The following is a 22280-nucleotide window of genomic DNA, read 5'->3' as shown; positions in this document are numbered from 1 at the left end:
AGAGCGTCTCGCGCCGAAGCCCTTTCAAATCAAGACACGGGAAAACGACGCGTGCAGGTTCTCGTTCGTGACAACAATGTCGACCAGGCTCTCAAGGCGCTGAAAAAGAAGATGCAGCGCGAGGGCATCTTCCGCGAGATGAAGCTCCGCGGACACTACGAGAAGCCCTCCGAGAAGCGCGCCCGCGAAAAGGCCGAGGCCGTGCGCCGCGCCCGCAAGCTCGCCCGCAAGCGCGCCCAGCGCGAAGGTCTGCTGCCGGCTCCCAAGCCGAAGGTCGTCGGCGGCGCTGCGCGCTGAGATTCTCCCGGCGCCTCGGCGCTGCGGAAACCGACCCGGAATTGACGGCGCCCCGACCTCCGGTCGAAGGGCGCCGCGCGTTTTTCAGGGCTGCCCCGCGGCCCGGTTCACGCCATGGCCTCGCCCCGGCTCCGGGTGTCGTGCGGCTGCAACGGCTCTTGAGAACATGTCCGCCGAATCGATTTTCACCAGCGCCGGCCACCCATTCGCTCGATTCTGCCCTGACCTGTGACGCTCGCGTGGCCCGCTGGCCCCTGATTCGCTTCGCAGGACGATGAAAGGTCCCGTCATGTCCGTTTCGACCGCTCGCTTCGCCTGGCTCTCGCAAGCCGCCCGCCTCTCCGTTCTGGGCCTCGCCCTGACGGTCGCCGGATGCGAGACCATGGGCCGGGGCATGAGCGGCGCCGGCGTGGCGGAGATGGACGAGGACAAGTCCGGCGCGCAGGCGACCAATATCGGGTCGCTGTCGGACGTCATCCAGCGCAACCCGAACGACCCCAGCGCCTACAACACGCGCGGAGCGGCATACGCCAAGATCGGGCGCTTCCAGGACGCCATCGCGGACTTCACCAAAGCCGTCCAGATCAATCCGGGGTTCGCGCCGGCCTACACCAACCGGGGCCTGGCCTACCGGCAGATCAGCAAGGGCGACGCGGCGCTGGCCGACTTTTCGCGCGCCATCCAGGCCGATCCGAACTACGGCCCCGCCTATCTGGGCCGCGCCAACCTGCTGCGGGCGCAGAACAACTACAACGAGGCCTTCGCCGACCTGTCGCAGGCGATCCGGCTCAGCCCCGAATCGGCGCAGCCCTATCACGCGCGCGGCCTCATCTATCAGCGGCAGGGCCAGCACAAGCAGGCGATCAACGACTTCGACGCCGCCATCGATCGCGATCCCTTCGCGGGAGCGCCCTACCAGGCTCGCGCCACCAGCCTGATGGCGATCGGCAAATATGAGCAGGCCGCGGAGGACTTCAACGCGGCGCTCAACGTCGACAACCGCAGCGCCGACGCCTGGGCCGGCCGCGGCATGGCCTATGAGAAGCTGGGCGACAAGGCCAAGGCGACGGAATCCTACCAGCGCGCGCTCGTGGTGGACGCGAGCAACGCCGCGGCCAAGGACGGCCTGAGCCGCCTCGGCGGACGCAGCGCGGGCGGCTTCTTCTGAGGAGTCGGGAGACGACCTGCGCGGGCCTGCCGACACACGACAGCGCGCTCGCCTGGCTGGCAGCCGAGCTCTTCGGGCTTGAGTGAGCCTCACTCGACGGGCCAATGCGCGAATGCGGCGCCCTGCTTTCGACAGCAGGGGGACGCCATGAATGGGCTCACACTGGATCTTCTCGTTCCTGATGTGACCGTTGCGTTAGCGTTCGCGGTCGATGTGCTCGGAGCCGAAGTCGTCTACGCCGATGAGGACTTCGCGGTGCTTCGCGCCTGTGGCTCCGAGTGGATGGTCCAAGCGGACCACGCCTATGGCGATCACCCCCTCGCCGGTAGTCTAGGGGTTGACGTCGCTCGCGGGGTTGGCGCGGAACTCCGCCTCCACGGCCGAGATCCGGATCTGGCGGAGGCAGCGGCGCGGAAGCGTCGCGACGTGGTGCTCGCGGGCGCCATGGACAAACCTCACGGCTTGCGCGAGCGCCATATCGTCGATCCATACGGATACGTATGGGCCGTCGACCGCCCGCTATAAGTCCGCCACAAACGAAAACGGCCGGCGTTTCCGCCGGCCGTCCGAGCAAGCCTGCACGGCGCCTCAGTGCGCCATGGCCTTGTTGATCTCTTCCACCATCTTCTTGGCGTCGGCGAAGAGCATCAGCGTGTTGTCCTTGAAGAACAGCTCGTTCTCGACTCCGGCGTAGCCGGAGCCCATGCCGCGCTTGATGAACAGGACCGTCTTGGCCTTCTCGACGTCCAGGATCGGCATGCCGAAGATCGGCGAGGTCGGGTCCGTCTTGGCGGCCGGATTGGTGACGTCGTTGGCGCCGATCACGAAGGCGACGTCGGCCTGGGCGAACTCGGAGTTGATGTCCTCCAACTCGAAGACCTCGTCATAGGGCACATTGGCCTCGGCCAGGAGCACGTTCATGTGTCCGGGCATGCGGCCCGCCACCGGGTGGATGGCGTATTTCACCTCCACGCCTTCCTTCTTGAGGTTGTCGGCCATCTCGCGCAGCGCGTGCTGCGCCTGGGCCACCGCCATGCCGTAGCCCGGCACGATGATGACCTTGCTGGCGTTCTTCATCATGAAGGCGGCGTCGTCGGCCGAGCCCTGCTTGACGGGACGCGTCTCCTTGGCGCCCGCGCCGGCCGCGGCCTGCTCGCCGCCGAAACCGCCCAGGATCACCGAGATGAAGGAGCGGTTCATGCCCTTGCACATGATGTAGGACAGAATCGCGCCCGAGGAGCCCACCAGCGCGCCGGTGATAATCAGGGCCAGGTTGCCCAGCGTGAAGCCGATGCCCGCCGCCGCCCAGCCCGAGTAGGAGTTCAGCATCGAGACGACGACCGGCATGTCCGCGCCGCCGATCGGGATGATGATCAGGCCGCCCAGCACGAAGCTCACGATGGCGATGAGCCAGAACACCGCCAGGGACTCGGTGCGCACGAAGATCACGATGAGCAGCAGCAGCAGCGCCGCGAGGCCGGCGTTGATGAGGTGGCGCTGCGGCAGCATGATCGGGCGTCCGCCCATGTTGCCGTTGAGCTTGAGGAAGGCGATCACCGAGCCGGTGAAGGTGATGGCGCCGATCGCCACGCCCAGCGACATCTCCACCAGCGAGGCGCCGTGGATTTGGCCGGGCAGGCCGATGCCGAAGGCCTGCGGGGCGTAGAGCGCGCCTGCGGCCACCAGCACGGCCGCAAGGCCGACCAGCGAGTGGAAGAAGGCGACGAGCTGCGGCATCGCCGTCATGGGGATGCGGCGCGCCACCACGGCGCCGCCGCCGCCGCCGATGGCGAGGCCCAAAAGCACGAGCAGCCAGCCCATGGCGCCGGCCGGCGGCGCGAGGGTCAGCGTGGTCACCATGGCGATGCCCATGCCGATCATGCCGAACAGGTTGCCCTGCCGGCTCGAGGCCGGGGACGACAGGCCGCGCAGCGCCAGGATGAACAGGATGCCGGAGATGAGATACAGAAGGGCCGCAAGATTGGCGCTCATCGTGCTCAGCCCTTCTTCTTGTACATGCCCAGCATGCGCTGGGTGACGAGGAACCCGCCGAAGATGTTCACGCTGGCGAGGATCAGGGCGATGAAGCCGAACACCCGGGCCCAGAGCGGTCCGTCCCCATTGACGCCCAACGAGTCGACGCCGACGGCCAGCAGGGCGCCCACCACGATGACGGACGAGATGGCGTTGGTGACGGACATCAGCGGCGTATGCAGCGCCGGCGTCACCGACCACACCACGTAGTAGCCGACGAAGACCGCCAGCACGAAGATCGCGAGGCGGAACACGAAGGGGTCGAGCGCCCCGCCGGTCGCCGCGTGGGCGGCCGCGCCGGCCGCCGTCGCGACCTGGTCGGCGTAGGACTGGGCGGCCTCGGCGGCGGCGCGCGCGACGCGGGCGGCCTCCTGGGCGCGCTGGACGAGGATGTCGGGGGATTCGGTCGCCATGGTTCAGTCCTCCTCAGGCCATCGGCCCGGCGGGGGCGGGTGGGACGGGCGCAGCGTCCGCCGCGGCGGGGGCCGGAGCGGCCTCCGGCGCCGGCTGCGTCGTCTTCGGCATGAAATTGGGGTGCACCACCGCGCCGTCGCGGGTGAGGTTGGTGGCCTTGACGAGTTCGTCGTCCCATTTGACGGCGAGCGACTTGGAGCCCTTGTCGATCATCGTCTCGAGGAAGTTGAAGAGGTTCTTGGCGTAGAGGCTCGACGACGTGGCGGCGAGGCGCCCCGGCACGTTCAGGTGGCCGACGATCTTCACGCCGTTCGGCGTCGTGACGATCTCGCCGGGCTTGGCCAGCGCCACGTTGCCGCCGCGCTCGACCGCGAGGTCGATCAGCACGGAGCCGGGCCGCATGGAGGCGATCATGTCCTCGGTCACGAGCTTCGGCGCAGGGCGGCCCGGGATCAGCGCCGTCGTGATCACGATGTCCTGCTTGGCGATGTGCGAGGCCACCAGCGCGGCCTGCTTGGCCTGGTACTCCTTCGACATCTCCTTGGCGTAGCCGCCGGCGGTCTGCGCCTGCAGGAACTCCTCGTCCTCGACGGCGAGGAACTTGGCGCCGAGCGACTCCACCTGCTCCTTGGTGGCGGGCCGAACGTCGGTGGCGGTCACCACCGCTCCGAGGCGGCGCGCCGTCGCGATGGCCTGAAGGCCGGCGACGCCGACGCCCATGATGAAGATGCGGGCGGCCGGAACGGTGCCGGCGGCGGTCATCATCATCGGCAGCGCGCGGCCATATTCGGCGGCTCCGTCGATCACGGCGCGGTAGCCGGCGAGGTTGGCCTGCGACGACAGCACGTCCATCACCTGGGCGCGGGTGATGCGCGGCATCAGCTCCATCGCGAAGGAGGCGAGCCCGGCGTCCGCCATGGCCTTCAGCGCCGCGTCGGCGCCGTAGGGATCCATGATGGCCAGCACGATCGCCCCGCGCTTCATGGCGCGGGCCTCGTCGGCGTTGGGGCGCCGCACCTTCAGGACGACGTCGGCGTCGGCGAGCGCGGCGGCGGCGGAAGGCTCCGTCACGGCCCCGGCGGCCTGGTACTCCGCGTCGGTGACGCCCGAGGCGAGCCCCGCGCCGGCCTCGATCGCCACCGTCGCGCCGAGAGCCACGAGTTTCTTCACCGTTTCCGGCGTGGCGGCGACGCGATCCTCATTCGGATCGGTCTCTTGAATCACGGCGATGCGCATCGCGGGAACTCCGCTGGCGGGCAGCGCCCGGGTCGAGCGCGCGGGGGAGGTGAAGTCACGCCGGAGAGTGTGGCTGGTCAGCCGCCCGGCGGGAAGGCAAGGACGTCAGAGAAGGAAGATGGCCATGCCGGCCACGATCGCGATCGCGACCATCGTGCCGTATTTGGCGAGGGACACGAACAGCGCGTAGGTCCGCTCGTGCTCGGCGTAGTCCATCGCGGGGTGGCCGCCCTGGGCCATGTGGTGTTCAGCCATTTCGTTTCCTCGGAAGGCGAGAGCCGGACGGGTAAGTCCCTGTCCGCGTTTAGCGCAAGCGGCGCACGCGCGCAATCGGACAGGACCGTTCGGAGCGTGGAAACAGCTTCAATCTAAATCGGTTTAGTCTAAGCCGGCTCAGGCCGCGCTGATCCGTATCGCGGCGGCGGACGCCAGCGCCCCGAGCACGACGGCGAAGAGCGAGAGCCCGCACAAGACCAAGAACGGCGTCAGGAACGGCACTGTCCCGCCGGTGGCTGCGTGGGCGGCCGAAACGCCGAAGATCAGCACCGGGATCATCAACGGCAGCACCAGGATGGACAGCACGAGGCCGCCCCGCCGCAGGCTGGCCGTCAGCGCGGCGCCAATGGCGCCGATGAAGGTCAGCGCGGGCGTGCCGACCAGCAGCGTGACGCACACGGCCGCCATCGCGTCGGGGGTCAAGGCCAGCAGCAGGCCGAACACGGGCGCGGCCAGCGCCAGCGGCAGCCCGGTGCCGGCCCAGTGGGCGAAGCCTTTCACCAGGACGATCAACTCCAGCGGCGTCCCGCTCATGCGCAGGAGATCGAGCGACCCGTCCTCCGCGTCGGCCTGGAACAGCCGGTCGAGGCCCAGCAGGGTGGCGAGCGCCGCCGCGATCCACAGGATGGCGGGCCCGATGCGGGCGAGCAGATTGAGGTCCGGACCGATCGCGAAGGGGACCAGCGTGACCAGGATGAGGAAGAACACGAGCCCCATCGCGCCCCCGCCGCCGATGCGGGCGGCGAGGCGGAACTCCCGCAGGGCGAGCGCGGCGAGCGGCGACGTCACGCGTCCGCTCCGGCCGGGGGCGCCCCGATGCGGAGCGTGGCGACGCCGTCGAGGCCGAGCGGCGCATGCGTGGCGGCGAGCACGACGCCTCCCCGGGCGAGGTGGCCCCGGACCAGATCGGCGAAGACGGCCTGCGACGCGGCGTCCAGCGCGGATGTCGGCTCGTCGAGAAGCCAGACCGGCCGGTCGGAGACGAGCAGGCGGGCCAGCGCAAGCCGGCGGCGCTGCCCGGCGGACAGATAGGCGCAGGGGAGGTCCGCGGCGTGGTCCAGGCCCAGGCGCTCCAGCGCCTCGTCCGGGCTCAAGGCGGGCTCGCCCAGCATGGCGCGCCAGAAGGCCAGCGTCTCGTGCGGCGTGAGCGACGGCTTCAGCGCGTCGCGATGACCGACATAGTGGGACTGTTCGCCGAGCGTGCGGTCGTCGTGTCCCTCTTCCACCAGGATGCGGCCGGAGGCGGGGTCCAGCAGGCCGGCGAGGATCTGCAGCAGGCTGGACTTGCCGGCGCCGTTGCGCCCGACCAGGGCCAGCGCCTCGCCGCCGTCCACCGCAAAGCTCACGCCCGAGAAGACGGGGCGGCCGGAGCGTTCACAGACAAGGTCCTCGACGACGAGACGCATGCGGTTCGGGGGCCCGAAATCAGTGTGTCCAGCGACTTTTGTTCGTGTAGCGGGTCGCGCGGAAATTATCTATAAGCGCGACGGCTGCGCCGAGCGCTTCATCCAGCGCGGGGACCTGGGCACTCCCGGGGCGGCGCGCGTGTCCACGCAACGAGGCCGCACGCCCACACGAACCCCGAGAGGATCAGGCCGTGACAAGTATCGATAGCTTCAAAGCCCGCAAGAAGCTCCAGGTCGGCGACAAGTCCTATGTGTATTATTCGCTGAAGGACGCCGAGGCCAACGGCCTGGCCGGCGTCAGCAGCCTGCCGTTCTCGCTCAAGGTGCTGCTGGAGAACCTGCTGCGCTTCGAGGACGGCCGCACCGTCACCAAGAGCGACATCGAGAGCGTCGCGGAATGGCTCGCCAGCAAGGGCGCGGCCGAGCGCGAAATCGCGTTCCGCCCCTCGCGCGTGCTCATGCAGGACTTCACCGGCGTGCCCGCCGTGGTCGACCTCGCGGCGCTGCGCGACGCCATGACCAAGCTCGGCGGCGACCCGCAGAAGATCAATCCGCTCGTGCCGGTCGACCTCGTGATCGACCATTCGGTGATCGTCGACGAGTTCGGCACCCCGAAGGCGCTGGAGCACAATGTCGAGCTCGAATACGAGCGCAACGGCGAGCGCTACAACTTCCTGCGCTGGGGCCAGCAGGCCTTCGAGAATTTCCGCGTCGTGCCCCCCGGCACCGGCATCTGCCACCAGGTGAACCTCGAATACCTGTCGCAGACGGTGTGGACCAAGACCGAGACGGAGAACGGCGCGACCGTCGAGACGGCCTATCCGGACACCCTGGTCGGCACGGACTCGCACACCACCATGGTCAACGGCCTGGCGGTGCTGGGCTGGGGCGTGGGCGGCATCGAGGCCGAGGCGGCCATGCTGGGCCAGCCGATCTCGATGCTGATCCCGGAGGTCATCGGCTTCAAGATGACCGGCCGGCCGCGCGAGGGCGTCACCGCCACCGACGTGGTGCTCACCGTCACCCAGATGCTGCGCAAGCGCGGCGTCGTCGGCAAGTTCGTCGAGTTCTACGGCTCGGGCCTCGCCTCGATGACGCTGGCCGACCGCGCCACGATCGCCAACATGGCGCCGGAATACGGCGCGACCTGCGGCTTCTTCCCGGTCGACGACGAGACGCTGGCCTTCCTGGAGACCTCCGCCCGCTCCGAAGACCGGATCGCGCTCGTGCGCGAGTACTCCAAGGCCCAGGGCCTGTTCCGGACGGACGCGACGCCGGACCCGGTCTTCACCGACACGCTCGAGCTCGACCTGGGCTCCGTGCAGCCGTCGCTGGCCGGCCCCAAGCGCCCGCAGGACCGCGTGCTCCTGTCCGACGCCAAGTCCGGTTTCGCCGCCGCCATGGACAGCGAGTTCAAGAAGGCCGCCGACCTGAAGACCCGCTACCGGGTCGAAGGCGCCAATTACGACCTCGGCAATGGCGACGTGGTGATCGCGGCGATCACCTCCTGCACCAACACGTCGAATCCGAGCGTCATGGTGGCGGCCGGCCTGCTGGCCCGCAACGCCGTGCAGAAGGGCATCACCGTAAAGCCCTGGGTCAAGACCTCGCTGGCGCCCGGCTCGCAGGTCGTGGCCGAGTATCTGGAGAAGTCCGGCCTGCAGGCTTCGCTGGACAAGCTCGGCTTCAACCTGGTCGGCTTCGGCTGCACCACCTGCATCGGCAATTCCGGCCCGCTGCCGGCCGAGATCTCGAAGTCGATCAACGACAACGACATCGTGGCCGCCGCGGTGCTGTCGGGGAACCGCAACTTCGAGGGCCGCGTGAACCCCGACGTGCGGGCGAACTATCTCGCCTCGCCGCCCCTGGTGGTCGCCTATGCGCTCGCCGGCTCGCTGCAGGTCGACCTCGCCAATGAGCCGCTCGGGACGGATCCGTCCGGCGCGCCGGTCTATCTGCGCGACATCTGGCCGACCTCCAAGGAGATCGACGAGACGATCCAGCAGACCATCACGCGCGCCCTGTTCCAGTCCAAATATGCGGACGTGTTCAAGGGCGACGAGCACTGGCGGAAGATCCAGGTCGAGGGCGGCCTGACCTATAAGTGGAACATGTCGTCCACCTATGTGCAGAACCCGCCCTATTTCGAAGGCATGACCAAGGAGCCCAAGCCCGTCGAGGACATCGTCAACGCGCGGGTGATCGGCCTCTTCCTCGATTCGATCACGACCGACCACATCTCGCCGGCCGGGTCGATCAAGGCGGCCTCGCCGGCCGGCAAGTATCTGATGGACCGGCAGGTCGCCCCGGCCGACTTCAACCAGTACGGCACGCGCCGCGGCAACCACGAGATCATGATGCGCGGCACCTTCGCCAATATCCGCATCAAGAACCAGATGCTGCCCGGCGTGGAAGGCGGCTTCACCGCCCACTATCCCGACGCTGAGCAGATGGCGATCTACGACGCCGCGATGAAGTACAAGGACGAGGGCGTGCCGCTGGTGGTGTTCGCCGGCAAGGAGTACGGCACCGGATCGTCCCGCGACTGGGCCGCGAAGGGCACCGTGCTGCTCGGCGTCCGCGCCGTGATCGCGCAGTCCTTCGAGCGCATCCACCGGTCGAACCTCGTCGGCATGGGCGTCGTCCCGCTGGTGTTCGAGGAGGGGACCTCCTGGCAGACTCTCGGCATGAAGGGCGACGAGACCGTCACCATCAGGGGCCTGGCCGGCGACCTCAAGCCGCGCCAGAAGATGGAGGCGGAGATCACCTTCGCGGACGGCCGGACGCAGGTCGTGCCGCTAATCTGCCGGATCGATACGCTCGACGAGCTCGAATACTACAAGAACGGCGGCATCCTGCAGTACGTGCTGCGCAGCCTTGCCGCCTGAGGCCAGGCACGCGGCCTGAAGCCTGCTCGAGAGGGGGCCGCCGGACATTCCGGCGGCCCCTTTCGTGACCGACCTCAACCCAACGTGAGTTTGTTCGGCGCGCGGAGAGGCGTAGGGTGCCCACGTCCGCCGCCCGGGAGATGCCGCGTTGCCGCGCCCCTACAGCCTGCCGCTGAGTGCAGCCGCCGCCGTTCTGTCGGCCACGGTTTCGCACGCCCAGGCGCCCGCGCCGCAGCCTCGCGCCGTGGTGGAGCTCTTCACCAGCCAGGGATGCTCGTCCTGCCCGCCGGCCGACAAGCTGATGGGGGATTTCGCGCGCGATCCGTCGCTCGTCGCGATGTCGCTGCCTATCGACTACTGGGATTATCTCGGCTGGAAGGACACGCTGGCCGACCACGCCTTCACGGCGCGGCAGAAAGGCTATGGCGAGCAGCGCGGCGACCGGCAGGTCTACACGCCGCAGGCGGTGATCGACGGCGTCAGCCACGCCATCGGGTCCAACCCGCAGGCCGTCGAGGCGGCCGAGCCGACGGCCAAGGCCAAGGGCGCGATGACGGTGGCGGTGTCGGCCGAGACGGTCGGCGGCAAGATCCGGGTCACGCTCGGGGCCGGCAAGCCCGGCGCGCAGGCTGGCGTTTATCTGGTGCCGATCCGCAAGCGCTGCGACGTCGAGATCACGCGCGGCGAGAACAAGGGCAAGTCGGTCACCTACGTCAACGTGGCGCGCGGCCTCGTGCCGGTGGGCGCCTGGAACGGCGAGGCGCGCGTCTTCGAGGTGGCCGCCTCGCTGGCGCAGCAGCGCGAGTCCGACAGCTACGTGGTGCTGCTCCAGACCGGAACGCCGGAGCGCCCGGGCGTTATCCTCGGCGCCGCCAAGGGGCCGGGGCTCTAGGGCGCATCAGCCTCTTCAATACTCGATGACCCGGTCCGGCAGCTCGTTGCGGTCGCCGGGGCGTGCGGGGCTGCGCTGCTCCAGCGCCTCCGCGCAGATGCGCACGGCGCCTTCGAGCCCGTCGGCCGGGCGGCCCGCCCGCAGGGCGTCGGTGAGGCGCTCGATCGCGCGGCGCCAGACCTCTTCGGGCACGACGGCCGCCACGGCCTGGTCGGGGATCACGCAGGCGTAGCGCTCGGCGACGGCGACGAAGATCAGGACGCCGGTGCGGCCCTCGGTGCGGCCGAGGCCGCGCACCAGAAACTGCTCGGCCGCCGCCTGGTGGGCCCGCCGCCGGGCGGTCGCCCGGGGCACCAGGCGATAGCGCAGCGCCGGCGCGAAGAGGAGCGCGGCCACCGCCGCGAAGACGGCGAGTTGGGCGAGCAGGATCTGCTGCACGCTCCAGGCGGTCAGGAACACCAGCACCCAGGGCAGCAGCAGCGCCGCCGCCGCCGCATAGACGACGGGCACGAAGCGCCAGTCGCTGGCCCGCCGGGCCAGGACGCAGACGATCTCCGCGTCGGTCGCGGCCTCGGCCGCCCGGATCGCGGCCGCCACGCGGTCGTGCTCGGCTTGCGTCAAAAGCGGCGTCATCACCAGTCCCCCGAGGCGCCGCCGCCGCCGGACGAGCCGCCGCCGCCGGAGAACCCGCCGCCGAACCCGCCCGAGCCTCCGGACCAGCCGCCGCCGCCGCCGAACCCGCCGCCGAAGCCGCCCCCGCCGGTCGGAACGACGATCCAGTTTCCGCGGCGCGTGCGGTGCGCCGGCGCGCCCGGCCCGCCCCGTCCGCCCGACATCATCCGCCACAGGATGAACAGCACGATCGCCATGACGACGAGGTTCATGATCCAGTCGGACGAGCCGTCGTCCTGCGGCCGCACCTTGGCGCGTCGCTGCCAGTCCTCGGCGTCCCCGGTGAGGATGGAGACGATGGCGTCCACGCCGGCCTCGATCCCGCCTGCGAAGTCGCCGGACTTGAACTTGGGCGCGACGGCGGTGCTGATGATCACCTTGGACAGCGCGTCCGTGAGCGCGCCTTCCAGCCCGTAGCCGACCTCGATGCGGACCTTGCGTTCGTTGGGGGCCACCAGGAGCAGGACGCCGTTGTTGGTCTTGGCCTGGCCCAGCTTCCAGGCGCGGAAGAGCTGGTTGGCGTAGTCCTCCACGCTGGTCCCCTGCAGGGACGGCACGGTGGCGACCACCACCTGGTCGGAGGTCTTGTCCTCATGCGCCTTCAGCTTGGCGTCGATGCGCTGGACCGCGTCCGCCGACAGGATCGAGGCCTGGTCCACGACCCGGCCCGTCAGGGCCGGAAAGGTCAGGGCGGCCCAGGCGGCGGAGAGGCCGAAGGCGAGCGCCAGCAGCGCGGCCGCGAAGCGGTGCGTCGTCACGGGCCGGCCTCCAGCCGCCGCGCGGCTCAGAACGTGACCTTCGGGGCGGCCTGGTTCTCGGGCGCGGTCGTGAAGGTCTCCATCGGCTTGGCCGAGGGATAGAAGATCGCCGCGATCCAGCGGCCCGGGATCGTGCGGATCTCGGTGTTGTAGGCCTGCACCGACTGGATGTAGTCGCGCCGCGCGACAGCGATGCGGTTCTCGGTGCCCTCGAGCTGGGATTGCAGCGCCAGGAAGTTCTGGTTCGACTTCAGGTCCGGATAGGCCTCGCTCACCGCGATCAGCCGGCCGAGAGCGCCGGAGAGCTGGTTCTGCGCGTCCTGGAACTGCTTGAATTTCTCGGGATCGGTCACCGTGCTGGCGTCGACCTTGATGGAGGTCGCCTTGGCGCGGGCCTCGACGACGCGGGTCAGGGTCTCCTGCTCCTGCTTGGCGTAGCCCTTCACGGTCTCGACCAGGTTCGGGATCAGGTCGGCCCGGCGCTGGTACTGGTTCTGCACCTCGCTCCAGGAGCTCTTGGCCTGCTCCTCCAGCGTCGGGACGTTGTTGATGCCGCAGGCGGAGAGGGCGAGGGCGACGACGAGCGTCGCCGCGATGGCGCGAAGGCGGGACAGGACTGCCATGGGAACCCCCGAAACGGTTCGCCGGACAACGCCCGGCTGCGCGCTCGAATGTAGTGACGCATAAGCTTCACGCCAATGCGCCTTGCCAACTCGCTCGGGGGAGCGATGGTTCAGTTCAGCAAGGGACCCCAGGACGGGTCGGAGGCGTAGGCCGGCGACGGCACGGGCACCTCGACGCGGCCGGTGATGTCGACCATGAACACCTTAGCGCCGCCGCTGCCGCCTGCATCGCGGAAGAACATCAGGTAGCGGCCGTTCGGGGCCCAGGTGGGGCCCTCATTGTGGAAGCCCTCGGTGAGGATGCGCTCGCCCGAGCCGTCCGGCTTCATGATCCCGATCGCGAAGGTGGAGCCCTTCTGCTTGGTGAAGGCGATGTAGTCGCCGCGCGGCGACCAGACCGGCGTGGAGTAGCGGCCCTCGCCGAAGGAGATGCGCTTGGCGGGGCCGCCGCCGGCCGGCATCTGGTAGATCTGCGGAGCGCCGCCGCGGTCGGACTCAAACACCATCTGCGAGCCGTCCGGCGACAAGGAGGGCGAGGTGTCGATGGCGCTGGAGTCGGTGAGCCGGGTCGTCGTGCGGGACCGCAGGTCCATGACGAAGATGTTCGACGACGAGCCCTGGCTGAGGCTCATGACGATTTTCTGGCCGTCCGGCGAGAAGCGCGGCGCGAAGGTCATGCCGGGGAAGTTGCCGACGACCTCGCGCTGGCCGGTCTCGATATTCAGCAGGTAGACGCGCGGGTCGCCGCCGCCGAAGGACATGTAGGTCACTTCCTGGCTGGACGGCGAGAAGCGCGGAGTCACGACGAGGTCGTCGCCGCGGGTCAGGTAGCGGACATTGGCGCCGTCCTGGTCCATGATGGCGAGGCGCTTCTTGCGGTTGTCCTTCGGCCCGGTTTCGTCGACGAAGACGACCCGGCTGTCGAAGAAGCCCTTGTCGCCCGTCAACCGCGCGTAGATCGCGTCGGAGATGATGTGGGCGACCCGGCGCCAGTTGTTCGGATCGGTGAAATATTGCTGGCCGGTGAGCTGCTGGCCGGCGAACACGTCCCACAGGCGGAACTCCGCCTTGAGGCGGCCCGAGGGGTCGCGGGTGATGCGGCCGGTGACCAGCGCCTGGGCGTTGATGACCTTCCAGCTGTCGAATTGCGGGGCCGAGTCGACGCTGGAGACCTTCTCGACGAAGGCCTTCTTGTCGATGATCGAGAAGACGCCCGAGCGCTTCAGGTTGTTGGTGATCACGCCGGAGATCTGCGCGCCCAGATTAGGGTCCGCGCCGCCGAAATCGGTGATGGCGATCGGCATTGGCTGGAAGTTGCCGCGGTCGATGGTGATGGAGATCTCGGCCCCGGCGCCGGCGACGCCGGCCAGCGATGCGGCGGCGAAGCCGGCCGCCCCGAGCAGCGCGGAGCGGCGGGTGAGCGGCGGCAAGCCGAGGGGGAGGGCGGTCTTGGAAAGGGACATCGGACGAACCGTTGCTTTCTTTCAGGAAAGGATGGGGGAGGCGAAAAAGGCGGGTGGGATCAGCTCAACATTTCCTTGGCGTCGAACGTGATGTTCCAGTCGCTCCAGTCGCCATAGAAGGGAGCATATTGGGCGGGGATCCTGAACGGCGCGCATTTGCGGACGGCCCGCAGCGCGCTTTCCGCCATGGAGCGGAAGGCGGGGTCGCCCGAGGAGTTGGTCAATGTCGGCTCGGCCGAAAGGGATCCATCCTCTTTCAGCGACATCCGGATCCGCGGCTTCAGATTGTCGGCGTTGGCGAGCCCGGCGGGCGGGCTCCAGCACTGGGCCAGCTGCTCCTTGAGGAGCGAGCCGAGCGCGTCTTTCTGGCTGGGATTGAGCTTCTGGCCGGTCGCCTTCGGCGCGCCGAGGCTGGCGGTGCGGCTGATCTCCTTGCCGGTGGAGCCCGCCTGTGACGGCTTCTCCTTGGAATGCAGCATTTTCTCGATCGCCGAGGGATCGAATTTGCTCTCGGCCTTCTCGGCCGCCTTGGCCTGTTGCGCCGCCAAGGCGGCGAGCTTTTGCTGCTCTGCGGCGCGCTGGCGGGCCTCGACCTCGCGGCGTTTGGCTTCGGCCTCGGCCTCCTTGCGGCGCATGTCGGCCAGGATCTTGGCCTCGCGCGATTCCGCCTCCGCCTTGAGGCGGGCCTCTTCCTTGCGCTTGGCCTCGGCCTCCGCCTTGGCTTCTGCGAGGGCCTGAGCCTTGGCCTCCGCATCGGCCTTCGCCTTGGCGTCGGCGCGGGCCTTGGCTTCCGCCTGGGCCTTCGCTTCGGCCTGGGCCTTGGCCTCCTGCGCCTTCTCGAGCGCCTCCTGGGCTTCCTCGGCGGCTTTGGCCTGGGCGGCGGCCTTGGCCTGGGCCGCAGCGGCCGCCTTGGCGCGGGCCTGGGCCTCCGCGCGGGCCTGGGCGTCAGCGGCGGCTTTCGCCTCGGCTGCGGCGGCGGCCTTCTGAGCCTCGGCGGCGGCTTTCTGAGCCTCGGCGGCGGCCTTGGCCTCCGCGTCGGCGCGGGCCTTTTCGGCCTCGGCCTGGGAGTCGGCGGGGCGCTCGGGCGGCATCGGGACGGCGTCGGCCTGGGGCCGGCTCGGCGGGGTCGGCACGTCGCGCTTCAGGTCCAGCGTCTCGGGCTTGGTCTCCTCGCGCTCGGCGACCTTGTCGACGCGGGTCTTGGCGTCCGGCTTGACCTCCTTGGCGGTCTTCTCGCCCTTGGTGATCTGCGACAGCTGGCTCTCGGTGATGACCTCGACCGGAACGGCCTCGGACGCGTCGTCGAACTTCTGCGTGTCCGAAAAGGCGACGAGCGTCAGCCCCAGCAGGCCCACATGGACCGCCGCCGAGATGATCGCGCCAGGTCGGGACCGGTCGAACTTCACGCCGCCGCATCCCTCTTCGGAAGGGGCGCGCGGCTCATTTCTTGAGATCCTGCTCGGTGATGAGCGCGACCTTGCGATAGCCCGCCGCCGTGATCACCGACATCACGTCCGCGATCGCGCCGTAGTTCACGGCCTTGTCTCCGCGCACATAGATGCGCTCGTCCTGGCCCTGGCCGGCGCCCGCCACCGCGGTGAGCTTGGCCACGATCTCGTCGCGCGGGACGGCGGTCTCCATCAGGTAGATCTTGCCGTCCGCCTTCACCGAGATGGTCAGCGGCTGCTTGTCGATGTTCAACGCCGCCGCGCGGGTCTGCGGCAGGTCGAGCGGCACGCCCGCGGTCAGAAGCGGGGCGGCCACCATGAAGATGATGAGCAGCACCAGCATGACGTCGATGAACGGCGTCATGTTGATGTCCGACATCGGGCGATGGCGCTTGCCGCCGCGGCGGCGGCGTCCACCGCCCTGGGCTCCAGCGCCGGCTGCCGACATGGCCATGGGGGCGTCTCCTTGCGGACCGGATCAGGCTGCGATCCGCTCGTCGATCTGGCGGGACAGGATGGCGGAGAACTCGTCGGCGAAGCCTTCCAGCCTCGCCTGCTGCTTGGCCGCCTCGGCCTGGAGCTTGTTGTAGGCGATGACGGCCGGAATGGCGGCGAAGAGGCCGATCGCGGTGGCGAAGAGCGCCTCGGCGATGCCGGGCGCGACGACGGCCAGCGAGGTGTTCTTGGAGGCCGCGATGGAGCGGAACGACGTCATGATGCCCCACACCGTGCCGAACAGGCCGATGAAGGGGGCGGAGGAGCCGATCGTGGCCAGCACCAGCAGCTTGGATTCAAGCCGCTCCACCTCGCGGTTGATTGTGACGTCCAGCACCTTGTCGATGCGCTGGGAGAGGCCCATCACGGCCCGGCTGGAGCCCTCGAAGGAACGCTTCCACTCCCGCATCGCGGCGACGAAGACCGCCGCCATGGTGCTGGTCTGGCGCTCGTTGAGCATGCGGTACAGTTCTTCCAGCGACTGGCCCGACCAGAACACCTCTTCGAAGCGGTCCATGGCCTTGCGGGTCCGCGAGAACAGCAGCGTCTTGTCGATGATGATCGCCCAGCACCAGACGGAGGCGGCCAGCAGGCCCAGCATCACGAACTTCACCACGAAGCTCGCGTTCCAGAACATGTGCCAGACGGAGATCTCCGGGGCGGCGAGACCGCTCGCCATCACGTCGGTCGGATTCATCGGCAATGTCCTTTCGTCCTGCGGACCCGCACGGCTGCGGGCGGCCGGAACGTTGACGCGGGACAGCTTGATGCGAGCCCGTGTCAGTCGCCCCGGAATCCGGCGAAACTAAGGGCGCAGGCCCTTCTGGCGCCGCGCCTTTCACCCTGTTTCGAGTTAAGGCCCCGTCAGGGTTAACGTCGGGTTACCGGCGCGTCTTCGGGGACACATCCACCCCGGCGTCCTGCGCGGCGGCGGTGATGCGTTCGCGGATGTCGGGCGGCAGCCTCGACGGCCGGCCATGCACGACCGACGCGATGAGCACCTCGGCGGCGACGAGCGTCGCCTCGCCCAGCATCACCCGCTGGGTCAGCGTCATGCTGGCGGCCTTCAGCAGCGCCGGGCGGGTCTCGACCACGACCACGTCGTCCATGCGGGCCGGCTTCAACCAGTCGATGGTCATGCGGCGGACCACGAAGCCGAAGCCATGGTCGCCATGCAGCAGCGCCTGGTCGACGCCAAGGTCCCGGATGAACTCGGTCCGTCCGCGCTCCAAGAAGCGCAGATAGGAGGCGTGGTACACGACGCCCGAGAAGTCCGTGTCCTCGTAGTAGACGCGGATCGGGAGGGAGTGGGGAGCGGGGAGACGGCCGGCTTCGCTCTCAGGCGCCATCCTGGGCCTCGCCGAGTTCGAGCACGACGATCTCCGGCGGGCTGCCCAACCGGAGCGGCAGGATCGAGCAGCCGAGGCCGCCCGACACCACCAGATGCCGGCCGGACTCCTGGATGTGCCCATAGACGTAGCGGCGCCCGAACGCCGACGGCACCACCGGGGCGAAGCCGAAGAGGCGCACCTGCCCGCCATGCGTATGGCCGCTCAAGGTCAGGCAGACGCGGTCCGTCGCCTCGGAGAAGACGTCCGGCTCATGCGCCATCAGGATCAGCGGGTCCGAGGTGGTCACGCGCGACAGCAAGAGGTCCATGTCGTCCCGTCCACGGGGGCGTCCATCGCGTGGAAGGACGTGGAAGGCCCATTGGTCGCCAAGGCCGGCGAGCCAGAAGGAGAAGCCGTCCTTGTGCAGCAGCACCGCGTCATTCTCGTGAACGCGAATGCCCGCCGCGCGCAGCGCCTCGCCGGCCTGCGTCGGCCCGTCGCGACGCGCCATGGCGTCGGCGTCGTCCCACCAGTCGTGGTTGCCCAGGATGGCGTGAACGCCGAGCGGGGCGGAGAGGCCGGCGAGCAGCTTCGACCAAATCTCCGGCTCCATCGGCTGCGCGCCGATGAGGCGGCCGTGGGAGTAGTCGCCCAGCAGGACGACCAGATCCGGCCTGAGCGCATTGGCCCGCGCCACGATCTCCGCCCCGCGCCTCTCGGACATGAAGGGCCGGCAGAAATGCAGGTCCGCCAGCGCGGCGATGCGCAGTGTTCGACCGGCCGGCCAGCCTGGCGGGGTCAGCCGGTAGGCCTGCGTCCGCAGGCGGATCCACGGTTCGACCAGAGCCGCATAGGCGCCGCTGGTCGCGCCAACGAAGCCCATCGTCAACAGCGCCTTCAGGAGGCCGCGACGCGAGACAGTCCTCAAGCGTCGTCGCCTTCGGTGAAAAGCCCGAACTGGGCCGGCCCGTTGCGAGGTTCGGCCAGGCCCATGTGCCGGAAGGCATGGGGCGTGAGCAGGCGCCCGCGCGGCGTGCGCTGCAGGAAGCCCTGTTGCAGCAAGTAGGGCTCGATGATGTCCTCGATCGCGTCGCGCGGCTCTGAAAGGGCGGCCGCGATGGTCTCGATGCCCACCGGGCCGCCGCCGAAATTCACCGCGACCATCTTCAGATAGCGGCGATCCATCATATCGAGGCCGATCGCGTCGACGTCGAGCAGGCGCAGCGCCTTGTCGGCGACGGCGCGCGTCACCGTCTCGGCCCCGTCCACGATGGCGAAGTCGCGCACGCGGCGCAGCAGGCGCCCGGCGATGCGCGGCGTGCCGCGGGCGCGCTTGGCGATCTCGTTGGCCCCGTCCGGCGCCATGTTGAAACCGAGCACCCGTGCGCCGCGGCTGACGATGAGCTCCAGCTCGTCGACCGTGTAGAAATTGAGCCGGATCGGGATGCCGAAGCGATCGCGCAGGGGCGTCGTGAGCAGGCCGGCGCGGGTGGTGGCGCCAACGAGCGTGAACTTGGCGAGGTCGATCTTCACCGAACGGGCGGCCGGGCCCTCGCCGATGATGAGGTCGAGCTGGTAGTCCTCCATAGCCGGATAGAGGATTTCCTCCACGGCCGGGTTGAGCCGGTGGATCTCGTCGATGAAGAGCACGTCGCGCTCTTCGAGATTGGTGAGCTGCGCCGCGAGGTCGCCCGCCTTGGCGATGACAGGGCCCGAGGTGGAGCGGAAGTTCACGCCCAATTCGCGAGCCACAATCTGCGCCAGCGTGGTCTTGCCGAGGCCGGGCGGGCCAACGAAGAGCACGTGGTCCAGCGCCTCGCGCCGGGCCTTGGCGGCCTCGATGAACACCTTGAGGTTGGCCCGGGCCGCGGCCTGGCCGACGAAGTCGCCGAGGATCAGCGGGCGGATGGAGGACTCGAGGTCGTCCTCGCGCTTCTCGGGCTGCACCAGGCGGCGGGGCGGAGGGGTCACCATCGGTCAGCCCTCACCGCGCCAGCTCCCGCAGTCCCAGCCGGATGAGCTGCGGAGCCTCCGCGCCTTCGCCGCCATTCTTGAGCGCGGCCGCCACGGCCGCCGAGGCCTGGGCCTGGGCATAGCCCAGATTAACCAGCGCCGACACGGCGTCCGCCACGGGCTTCGGCGCGCTCCGGTCCTCCACCGCGCCGGCGAGGCGCACGAGGGCGGGGTCGAGCGAGCCCAGGCCCGGCGCCTTGTCCTTCAACTCGGCCACGATGCGGGCCGCGAGCTTGGGTCCGACGCCCGGCGCGCGGGCGACCGCGGCCTTGTCCTGCGTCCCGATCGCGGTCGCCAGCGCGCCGCCGTCGAGCACCGAAAGGATGCCAAGCGCCACCTTCGCGCCGACGCCCTGCACGGTCTGGAGCAGGCGAAACCACTCGCGCTCCTGGTCGGTGCGGAAGCCGAAGAGCCGGATCGCGTCCTCGCGCACCTGCGTCTCGATCGACAGCGCCACGGCCTCGCCGGCCGCCGGGAGCGCGCCCAGCGTCTTGGCGGAGCACTGCACCACATAGCCGACGCCGTGGACGTCAAGGACGATGGAGTCCTCGCCGAAGCTGTCGATGGTGCCTTTGAGCTTTCCGATCATCGCGTCATTCCAGCATGCTCAGCGGGCTCTCGCCAGCACGGCGGCTTCCAGGGCGCGGGCGCCGCGGTGCTGGGCGTGGGTGAGCGCCACCGCGAGGGCGTCGGCGGCGTCGGCCGATTGCGGGTCGGCCTTGGGCAGCAGCACCCGCACCATCATGTGGATCTGGTCCTTCTCGGCGTGCCCGGCCCCCACGATGGTCTTCTTCACCAGGTTAGGGGCGTATTCGGCCACCGAAAGACCGGCCTGGGCGGGCGCCAGCAGAGCGATGCCGCGGGCGTGGCCGAGCTTCAGGGTGGCGCGCGCGTCCTTGTTGACGAAGGTCTCCTCCACGGCGCACTCGTCGGGCTGGTGGGCGTGGATGACCTCGGCGAGTTGCTCGTGCAACTGCCGCAGGCGATCGGCCAGCGTCAGCTTGCCATCCGAATGCACCGATCCGCAGGCCACGAAGCTGAGGCGCGATCCCAGCGTGTCGACGACGCCCCAGCCGGTGTTGCGGAGGCCGGGGTCGATGCCGAGGATGCGAATCGCCTGAATGCTCATGCGCCCGAGTTAGCCCGAGCGCAGGCTGCGCCGCCAGTGCGGCGCCGCCTCGCCTTGTATCAGCCTGCCATCTTGGCCATGAGGGCGTCGGAGAACTCGGCGTTGGAGTAGACGTTCTGGACGTCGTCGTTCTCTTCCAGCGCGTCGAGCAGCTTCAGGATCTTCTCGCCGGCTTCGTCGTCGACCGAGACAGCGTTTTGCGGGCGCCAGACCAGGGCGGCCTTGCGGGGCTCGCCGAACTTCGCCTCCAGCGCCTTCGCGACGTCGCGCAGCGAGTCCATGGAGGTGACGACCTCGTGGCCGCTCTCGCCCGACGACACGTCGTCGGCGCCGGCGTCGATGGCGGCCTCCATCATGGCGTCCTCGGAGGCGACCTTCTGGTCGAACTCGATGACGCCGACCCGGTCGAACATGAACGACACCGCGCCGGTCTCCGCCAGGCTTCCGCCCGCCTTGGTGAAGGCGGAGCGCACCTCGCCGCCGGTGCGGTTGCGGTTATCGGTCAGGGCTTCGATGATCACCGCGACGCCGCCGGGCGCATAGCCCTCGTAACGGATTTCGTCGTAGTTCTCGGCGTCCGCGCCGATCGCCTTCTTGATGGCGCGGTCGACGTTGTCCTTCGGCATGTTCTCGGCGCGGGCGGCCTGGATCGCGGCGCGCAGGCGCGCGTTCATGTTGGGATCGGGCAGGCCCATCTTGGCCGCGACTGTGATTTCGCGGGCCAGCTTCGAGAAGAGCTTCGACCGCATGGCGTCCTGGCGGCCTTTGCGGTGCATGATGTTCTTGAACTGGGAATGGCCGGCCATGGCGGATCCTCGAAGACGCGTGGGACCGGACGGCGGCGCCGCGCGCGACCGGTCGGAATGGAGCGCGGGCCTTATACGTCGGGGCGCTTCGGAAATAAAGAAACCGGCTATTCCCAGAAGTGCGGACGCGCCTCGGCCACGTGCGGGCCGATCCGCACCGGCGCGACGTTCAGGGCCAGCCCCGTCTTGTCGGACACCTCGACGGCCACGCCCGCGAGGGCGCCGGGGCCGTTGGCGGGCTCCATGCGGGCCCCGGGCGTCTTCTGCAGGAAGCGCCGGATCGGCTCCTCCTTGGCCATGCCGAGGATGGAGTCATAGTCGCCGCACATGCCGGCGTCTGAAAGATAAGCCGTCCCGCCGCCGAGGATGCGGTGGTCCGCCGTGGGCACATGGGTGTGGGTCCCCACCACCAGCGTAGCGCGTCCGTCGACGAAATGCGCCATGGCGAGCTTCTCGCTCGTGGCTTCGGCGTGCATGTCGATCAGCACCGCGTCGCAGACCTCGCCCAGCGGGCACGAGGCGAGCTCGCGCTCAACCGCCGCGAACGGGTCGTCCAGCGGGTCGATGAAGAGCCGCCCCATGGCGTTGACCACCAGGACGCGGGCGCCGTTGCGGGCCTCCACGACGGTGGCGCCTCGGCCGGGCGTGCCGGGCGGAAAATTCGCCGGGCGCAGGAGCCGGGGCTGGCGCTCGATGAACACCAGCGCCTCGCGCTGGTCGAAGGAGTGGTTGCCCAGCGTCACCGCATCCGCGCCGGCGGCCAAGAGGTCGTCGCAGATCGCCTCGGTGATGCCGAAGCCGCCGGCCGCGTTCTCGCCGTTGATGACGACGCAGTCGAGTTTCCATCGCTCGCGCAGGCTGGGAAGCTGCTCGACGACCACGTTGCGGCCGGATCGCCCGACGACGTCGCCTAGGAAGAGGAGTCGCATTG

General features: G+C 69.3%; 25 protein-coding genes. 5 read left to right on the top strand and 20 right to left on the bottom strand.

What is annotated here, in order from left to right:
• The first annotated feature begins 51 nt into the window (after nt 1–51).
• The 3 genes from rpsU to ACYVO7_RS14760 all read left to right on the top strand — a co-directional run bounded on the left by rpsU (nt 52) and on the right by ACYVO7_RS14760 (nt 1990).
• Nucleotides 52–297: a 30S ribosomal protein S21 gene (gene rpsU, locus ACYVO7_RS14770; RefSeq protein ID WP_188519455.1), complete on the top strand. Its 246-nt coding sequence runs from the start codon at nt 52–54 to the stop codon at nt 295–297.
• Between the two features lie 289 nt (nt 298–586).
• Complete coding sequence (locus tag ACYVO7_RS14765) at nt 587–1465, top strand: tetratricopeptide repeat protein (protein ID WP_460450576.1); 879 nt, start codon at nt 587–589, stop codon at nt 1463–1465.
• Nucleotides 1466–1612: 147 nt separating this feature from the next.
• A complete protein-coding gene (locus tag ACYVO7_RS14760; RefSeq protein ID WP_460450575.1) occupies nt 1613–1990 on the top strand; it encodes a VOC family protein in 378 nt (125 codons plus the stop codon).
• A gap of 63 nt (nt 1991–2053) precedes the next feature.
• Here ACYVO7_RS14760 and ACYVO7_RS14755 read toward each other — a convergent pair whose 3' ends face one another.
• The 6 genes from ACYVO7_RS14755 to ccmA all read right to left on the bottom strand — a co-directional run bounded on the left by ACYVO7_RS14755 (nt 2054) and on the right by ccmA (nt 6831).
• Nucleotides 2054–3457 (bottom strand): NAD(P)(+) transhydrogenase (Re/Si-specific) subunit beta, encoded by a 1404-nt coding sequence (locus ACYVO7_RS14755; protein WP_460450574.1) that lies wholly within the window; start codon nt 3455–3457, stop codon nt 2054–2056.
• 5 nt (nt 3458–3462) lie between these two features.
• Nucleotides 3463–3912 carry a proton-translocating transhydrogenase family protein gene (locus ACYVO7_RS14750; RefSeq protein WP_460450573.1) on the bottom strand — a complete coding sequence of 150 codons (450 nt, stop codon included), beginning with the start codon at nt 3910–3912 and terminating at the stop codon, nt 3463–3465.
• A 13-nt stretch (nt 3913–3925) separates the two neighbouring features.
• Complete coding sequence (locus ACYVO7_RS14745; protein ID WP_460450572.1) at nt 3926–5149, bottom strand: Re/Si-specific NAD(P)(+) transhydrogenase subunit alpha; 1224 nt, start codon at nt 5147–5149, stop codon at nt 3926–3928.
• Nucleotides 5150–5254: 105 nt separating this feature from the next.
• Nucleotides 5255–5404: an aa3-type cytochrome c oxidase subunit IV gene (locus ACYVO7_RS14740; protein WP_460450571.1), complete on the bottom strand. Its 150-nt coding sequence runs from the start codon at nt 5402–5404 to the stop codon at nt 5255–5257.
• A 138-nt stretch (nt 5405–5542) separates the two neighbouring features.
• Nucleotides 5543–6214, bottom strand: a complete 672-nt coding sequence (gene ccmB / locus ACYVO7_RS14735) for a heme exporter protein CcmB (protein WP_460450570.1) — start codon at nt 6212–6214, stop codon at nt 5543–5545.
• Nucleotides 6211–6831, bottom strand: coding sequence for a heme ABC exporter ATP-binding protein CcmA (ccmA, locus tag ACYVO7_RS14730; protein WP_460450569.1), 621 nt, complete (start codon nt 6829–6831; stop codon nt 6211–6213). The genes ccmB and ccmA overlap by 4 nt, the downstream gene beginning before the upstream one ends.
• 191 nt (nt 6832–7022) lie before the next feature.
• Between ccmA and acnA the strand changes: the two genes are divergently transcribed.
• Both acnA and ACYVO7_RS14720 read left to right on the top strand, forming a co-directional pair.
• Nucleotides 7023–9719 (top strand): aconitate hydratase AcnA, encoded by a 2697-nt coding sequence (gene acnA / locus ACYVO7_RS14725; protein ID WP_460450568.1) that lies wholly within the window; start codon nt 7023–7025, stop codon nt 9717–9719.
• Between the two features lie 148 nt (nt 9720–9867).
• Nucleotides 9868–10611 carry a DUF1223 domain-containing protein gene (locus ACYVO7_RS14720; protein ID WP_460450567.1) on the top strand — a complete coding sequence of 248 codons (744 nt, stop codon included), beginning with the start codon at nt 9868–9870 and terminating at the stop codon, nt 10609–10611.
• 15 nt (nt 10612–10626) lie between these two features.
• Here the strand turns inward: ACYVO7_RS14720 and ACYVO7_RS14715 are convergent, their stop codons facing one another.
• The 14 genes from ACYVO7_RS14715 to ACYVO7_RS14650 all read right to left on the bottom strand — a co-directional run bounded on the left by ACYVO7_RS14715 (nt 10627) and on the right by ACYVO7_RS14650 (nt 22278).
• The gene (locus ACYVO7_RS14715; protein ID WP_460450566.1) at nt 10627–11244 is read right to left on the bottom strand and encodes a TPM domain-containing protein; all 618 of its coding nucleotides are present in this window, start codon (nt 11242–11244) and stop codon (nt 10627–10629) included.
• On the bottom strand, nt 11244–12041 hold the full coding sequence (locus ACYVO7_RS14710) for a TPM domain-containing protein (RefSeq protein WP_460450565.1): 798 nt from the start codon (nt 12039–12041) through the stop codon (nt 11244–11246). Before ACYVO7_RS14710 ends, ACYVO7_RS14715 begins: the two co-directional genes overlap by 1 nt.
• 26 nt (nt 12042–12067) lie before the next feature.
• Nucleotides 12068–12664, bottom strand: a complete 597-nt coding sequence (locus ACYVO7_RS14705; protein ID WP_460450564.1) for a LemA family protein — start codon at nt 12662–12664, stop codon at nt 12068–12070.
• A gap of 110 nt (nt 12665–12774) precedes the next feature.
• The gene (gene tolB, locus ACYVO7_RS14700; protein WP_460450563.1) at nt 12775–14127 is read right to left on the bottom strand and encodes a Tol-Pal system beta propeller repeat protein TolB; all 1353 of its coding nucleotides are present in this window, start codon (nt 14125–14127) and stop codon (nt 12775–12777) included.
• Between the two features lie 59 nt (nt 14128–14186).
• Nucleotides 14187–15533 carry a cell envelope integrity protein TolA gene (tolA, locus tag ACYVO7_RS14695; protein ID WP_460450562.1) on the bottom strand — a complete coding sequence of 449 codons (1347 nt, stop codon included), beginning with the start codon at nt 15531–15533 and terminating at the stop codon, nt 14187–14189.
• A gap of 34 nt (nt 15534–15567) precedes the next feature.
• Nucleotides 15568–16029 carry a protein TolR gene (gene tolR, locus ACYVO7_RS14690; protein WP_460450561.1) on the bottom strand — a complete coding sequence of 154 codons (462 nt, stop codon included), beginning with the start codon at nt 16027–16029 and terminating at the stop codon, nt 15568–15570.
• Nucleotides 16030–16053: 24 nt separating this feature from the next.
• Nucleotides 16054–16767, bottom strand: a complete 714-nt coding sequence (gene tolQ / locus ACYVO7_RS14685; RefSeq protein ID WP_406854722.1) for a protein TolQ — start codon at nt 16765–16767, stop codon at nt 16054–16056.
• 184 nt (nt 16768–16951) lie between these two features.
• Nucleotides 16952–17419 carry a tol-pal system-associated acyl-CoA thioesterase gene (gene ybgC / locus ACYVO7_RS14680; protein WP_460450560.1) on the bottom strand — a complete coding sequence of 156 codons (468 nt, stop codon included), beginning with the start codon at nt 17417–17419 and terminating at the stop codon, nt 16952–16954.
• Nucleotides 17409–18284 (bottom strand): metallophosphoesterase, encoded by an 876-nt coding sequence (locus tag ACYVO7_RS14675; protein ID WP_460450713.1) that lies wholly within the window; start codon nt 18282–18284, stop codon nt 17409–17411. Before ACYVO7_RS14675 ends, ybgC begins: the two co-directional genes overlap by 11 nt.
• 41 nt (nt 18285–18325) lie before the next feature.
• Nucleotides 18326–19375 (bottom strand): Holliday junction branch migration DNA helicase RuvB, encoded by a 1050-nt coding sequence (ruvB, locus tag ACYVO7_RS14670; RefSeq protein WP_460450559.1) that lies wholly within the window; start codon nt 19373–19375, stop codon nt 18326–18328.
• A 10-nt stretch (nt 19376–19385) separates the two neighbouring features.
• Nucleotides 19386–20003 carry a Holliday junction branch migration protein RuvA gene (gene ruvA, locus ACYVO7_RS14665; protein ID WP_460450558.1) on the bottom strand — a complete coding sequence of 206 codons (618 nt, stop codon included), beginning with the start codon at nt 20001–20003 and terminating at the stop codon, nt 19386–19388.
• Between the two features lie 18 nt (nt 20004–20021).
• Complete coding sequence (ruvC, locus tag ACYVO7_RS14660) at nt 20022–20543, bottom strand: crossover junction endodeoxyribonuclease RuvC (protein WP_406854716.1); 522 nt, start codon at nt 20541–20543, stop codon at nt 20022–20024.
• A 59-nt stretch (nt 20544–20602) separates the two neighbouring features.
• Entirely contained in the window at nt 20603–21349 is a 747-nt protein-coding gene (locus ACYVO7_RS14655) for a YebC/PmpR family DNA-binding transcriptional regulator (RefSeq protein ID WP_460450557.1), read from the bottom strand.
• 107 nt (nt 21350–21456) lie between these two features.
• On the bottom strand, nt 21457–22278 hold the full coding sequence (locus ACYVO7_RS14650) for a TIGR00282 family metallophosphoesterase (RefSeq protein ID WP_406854714.1): 822 nt from the start codon (nt 22276–22278) through the stop codon (nt 21457–21459).
• Nucleotides 22279–22280 lie beyond the last annotated feature (2 nt).

It is taken from the genome of Alsobacter sp. SYSU BS001988 (genome assembly GCF_054796215.1).
This window is presented reverse-complemented; position numbering and strand designations above follow the sequence as displayed.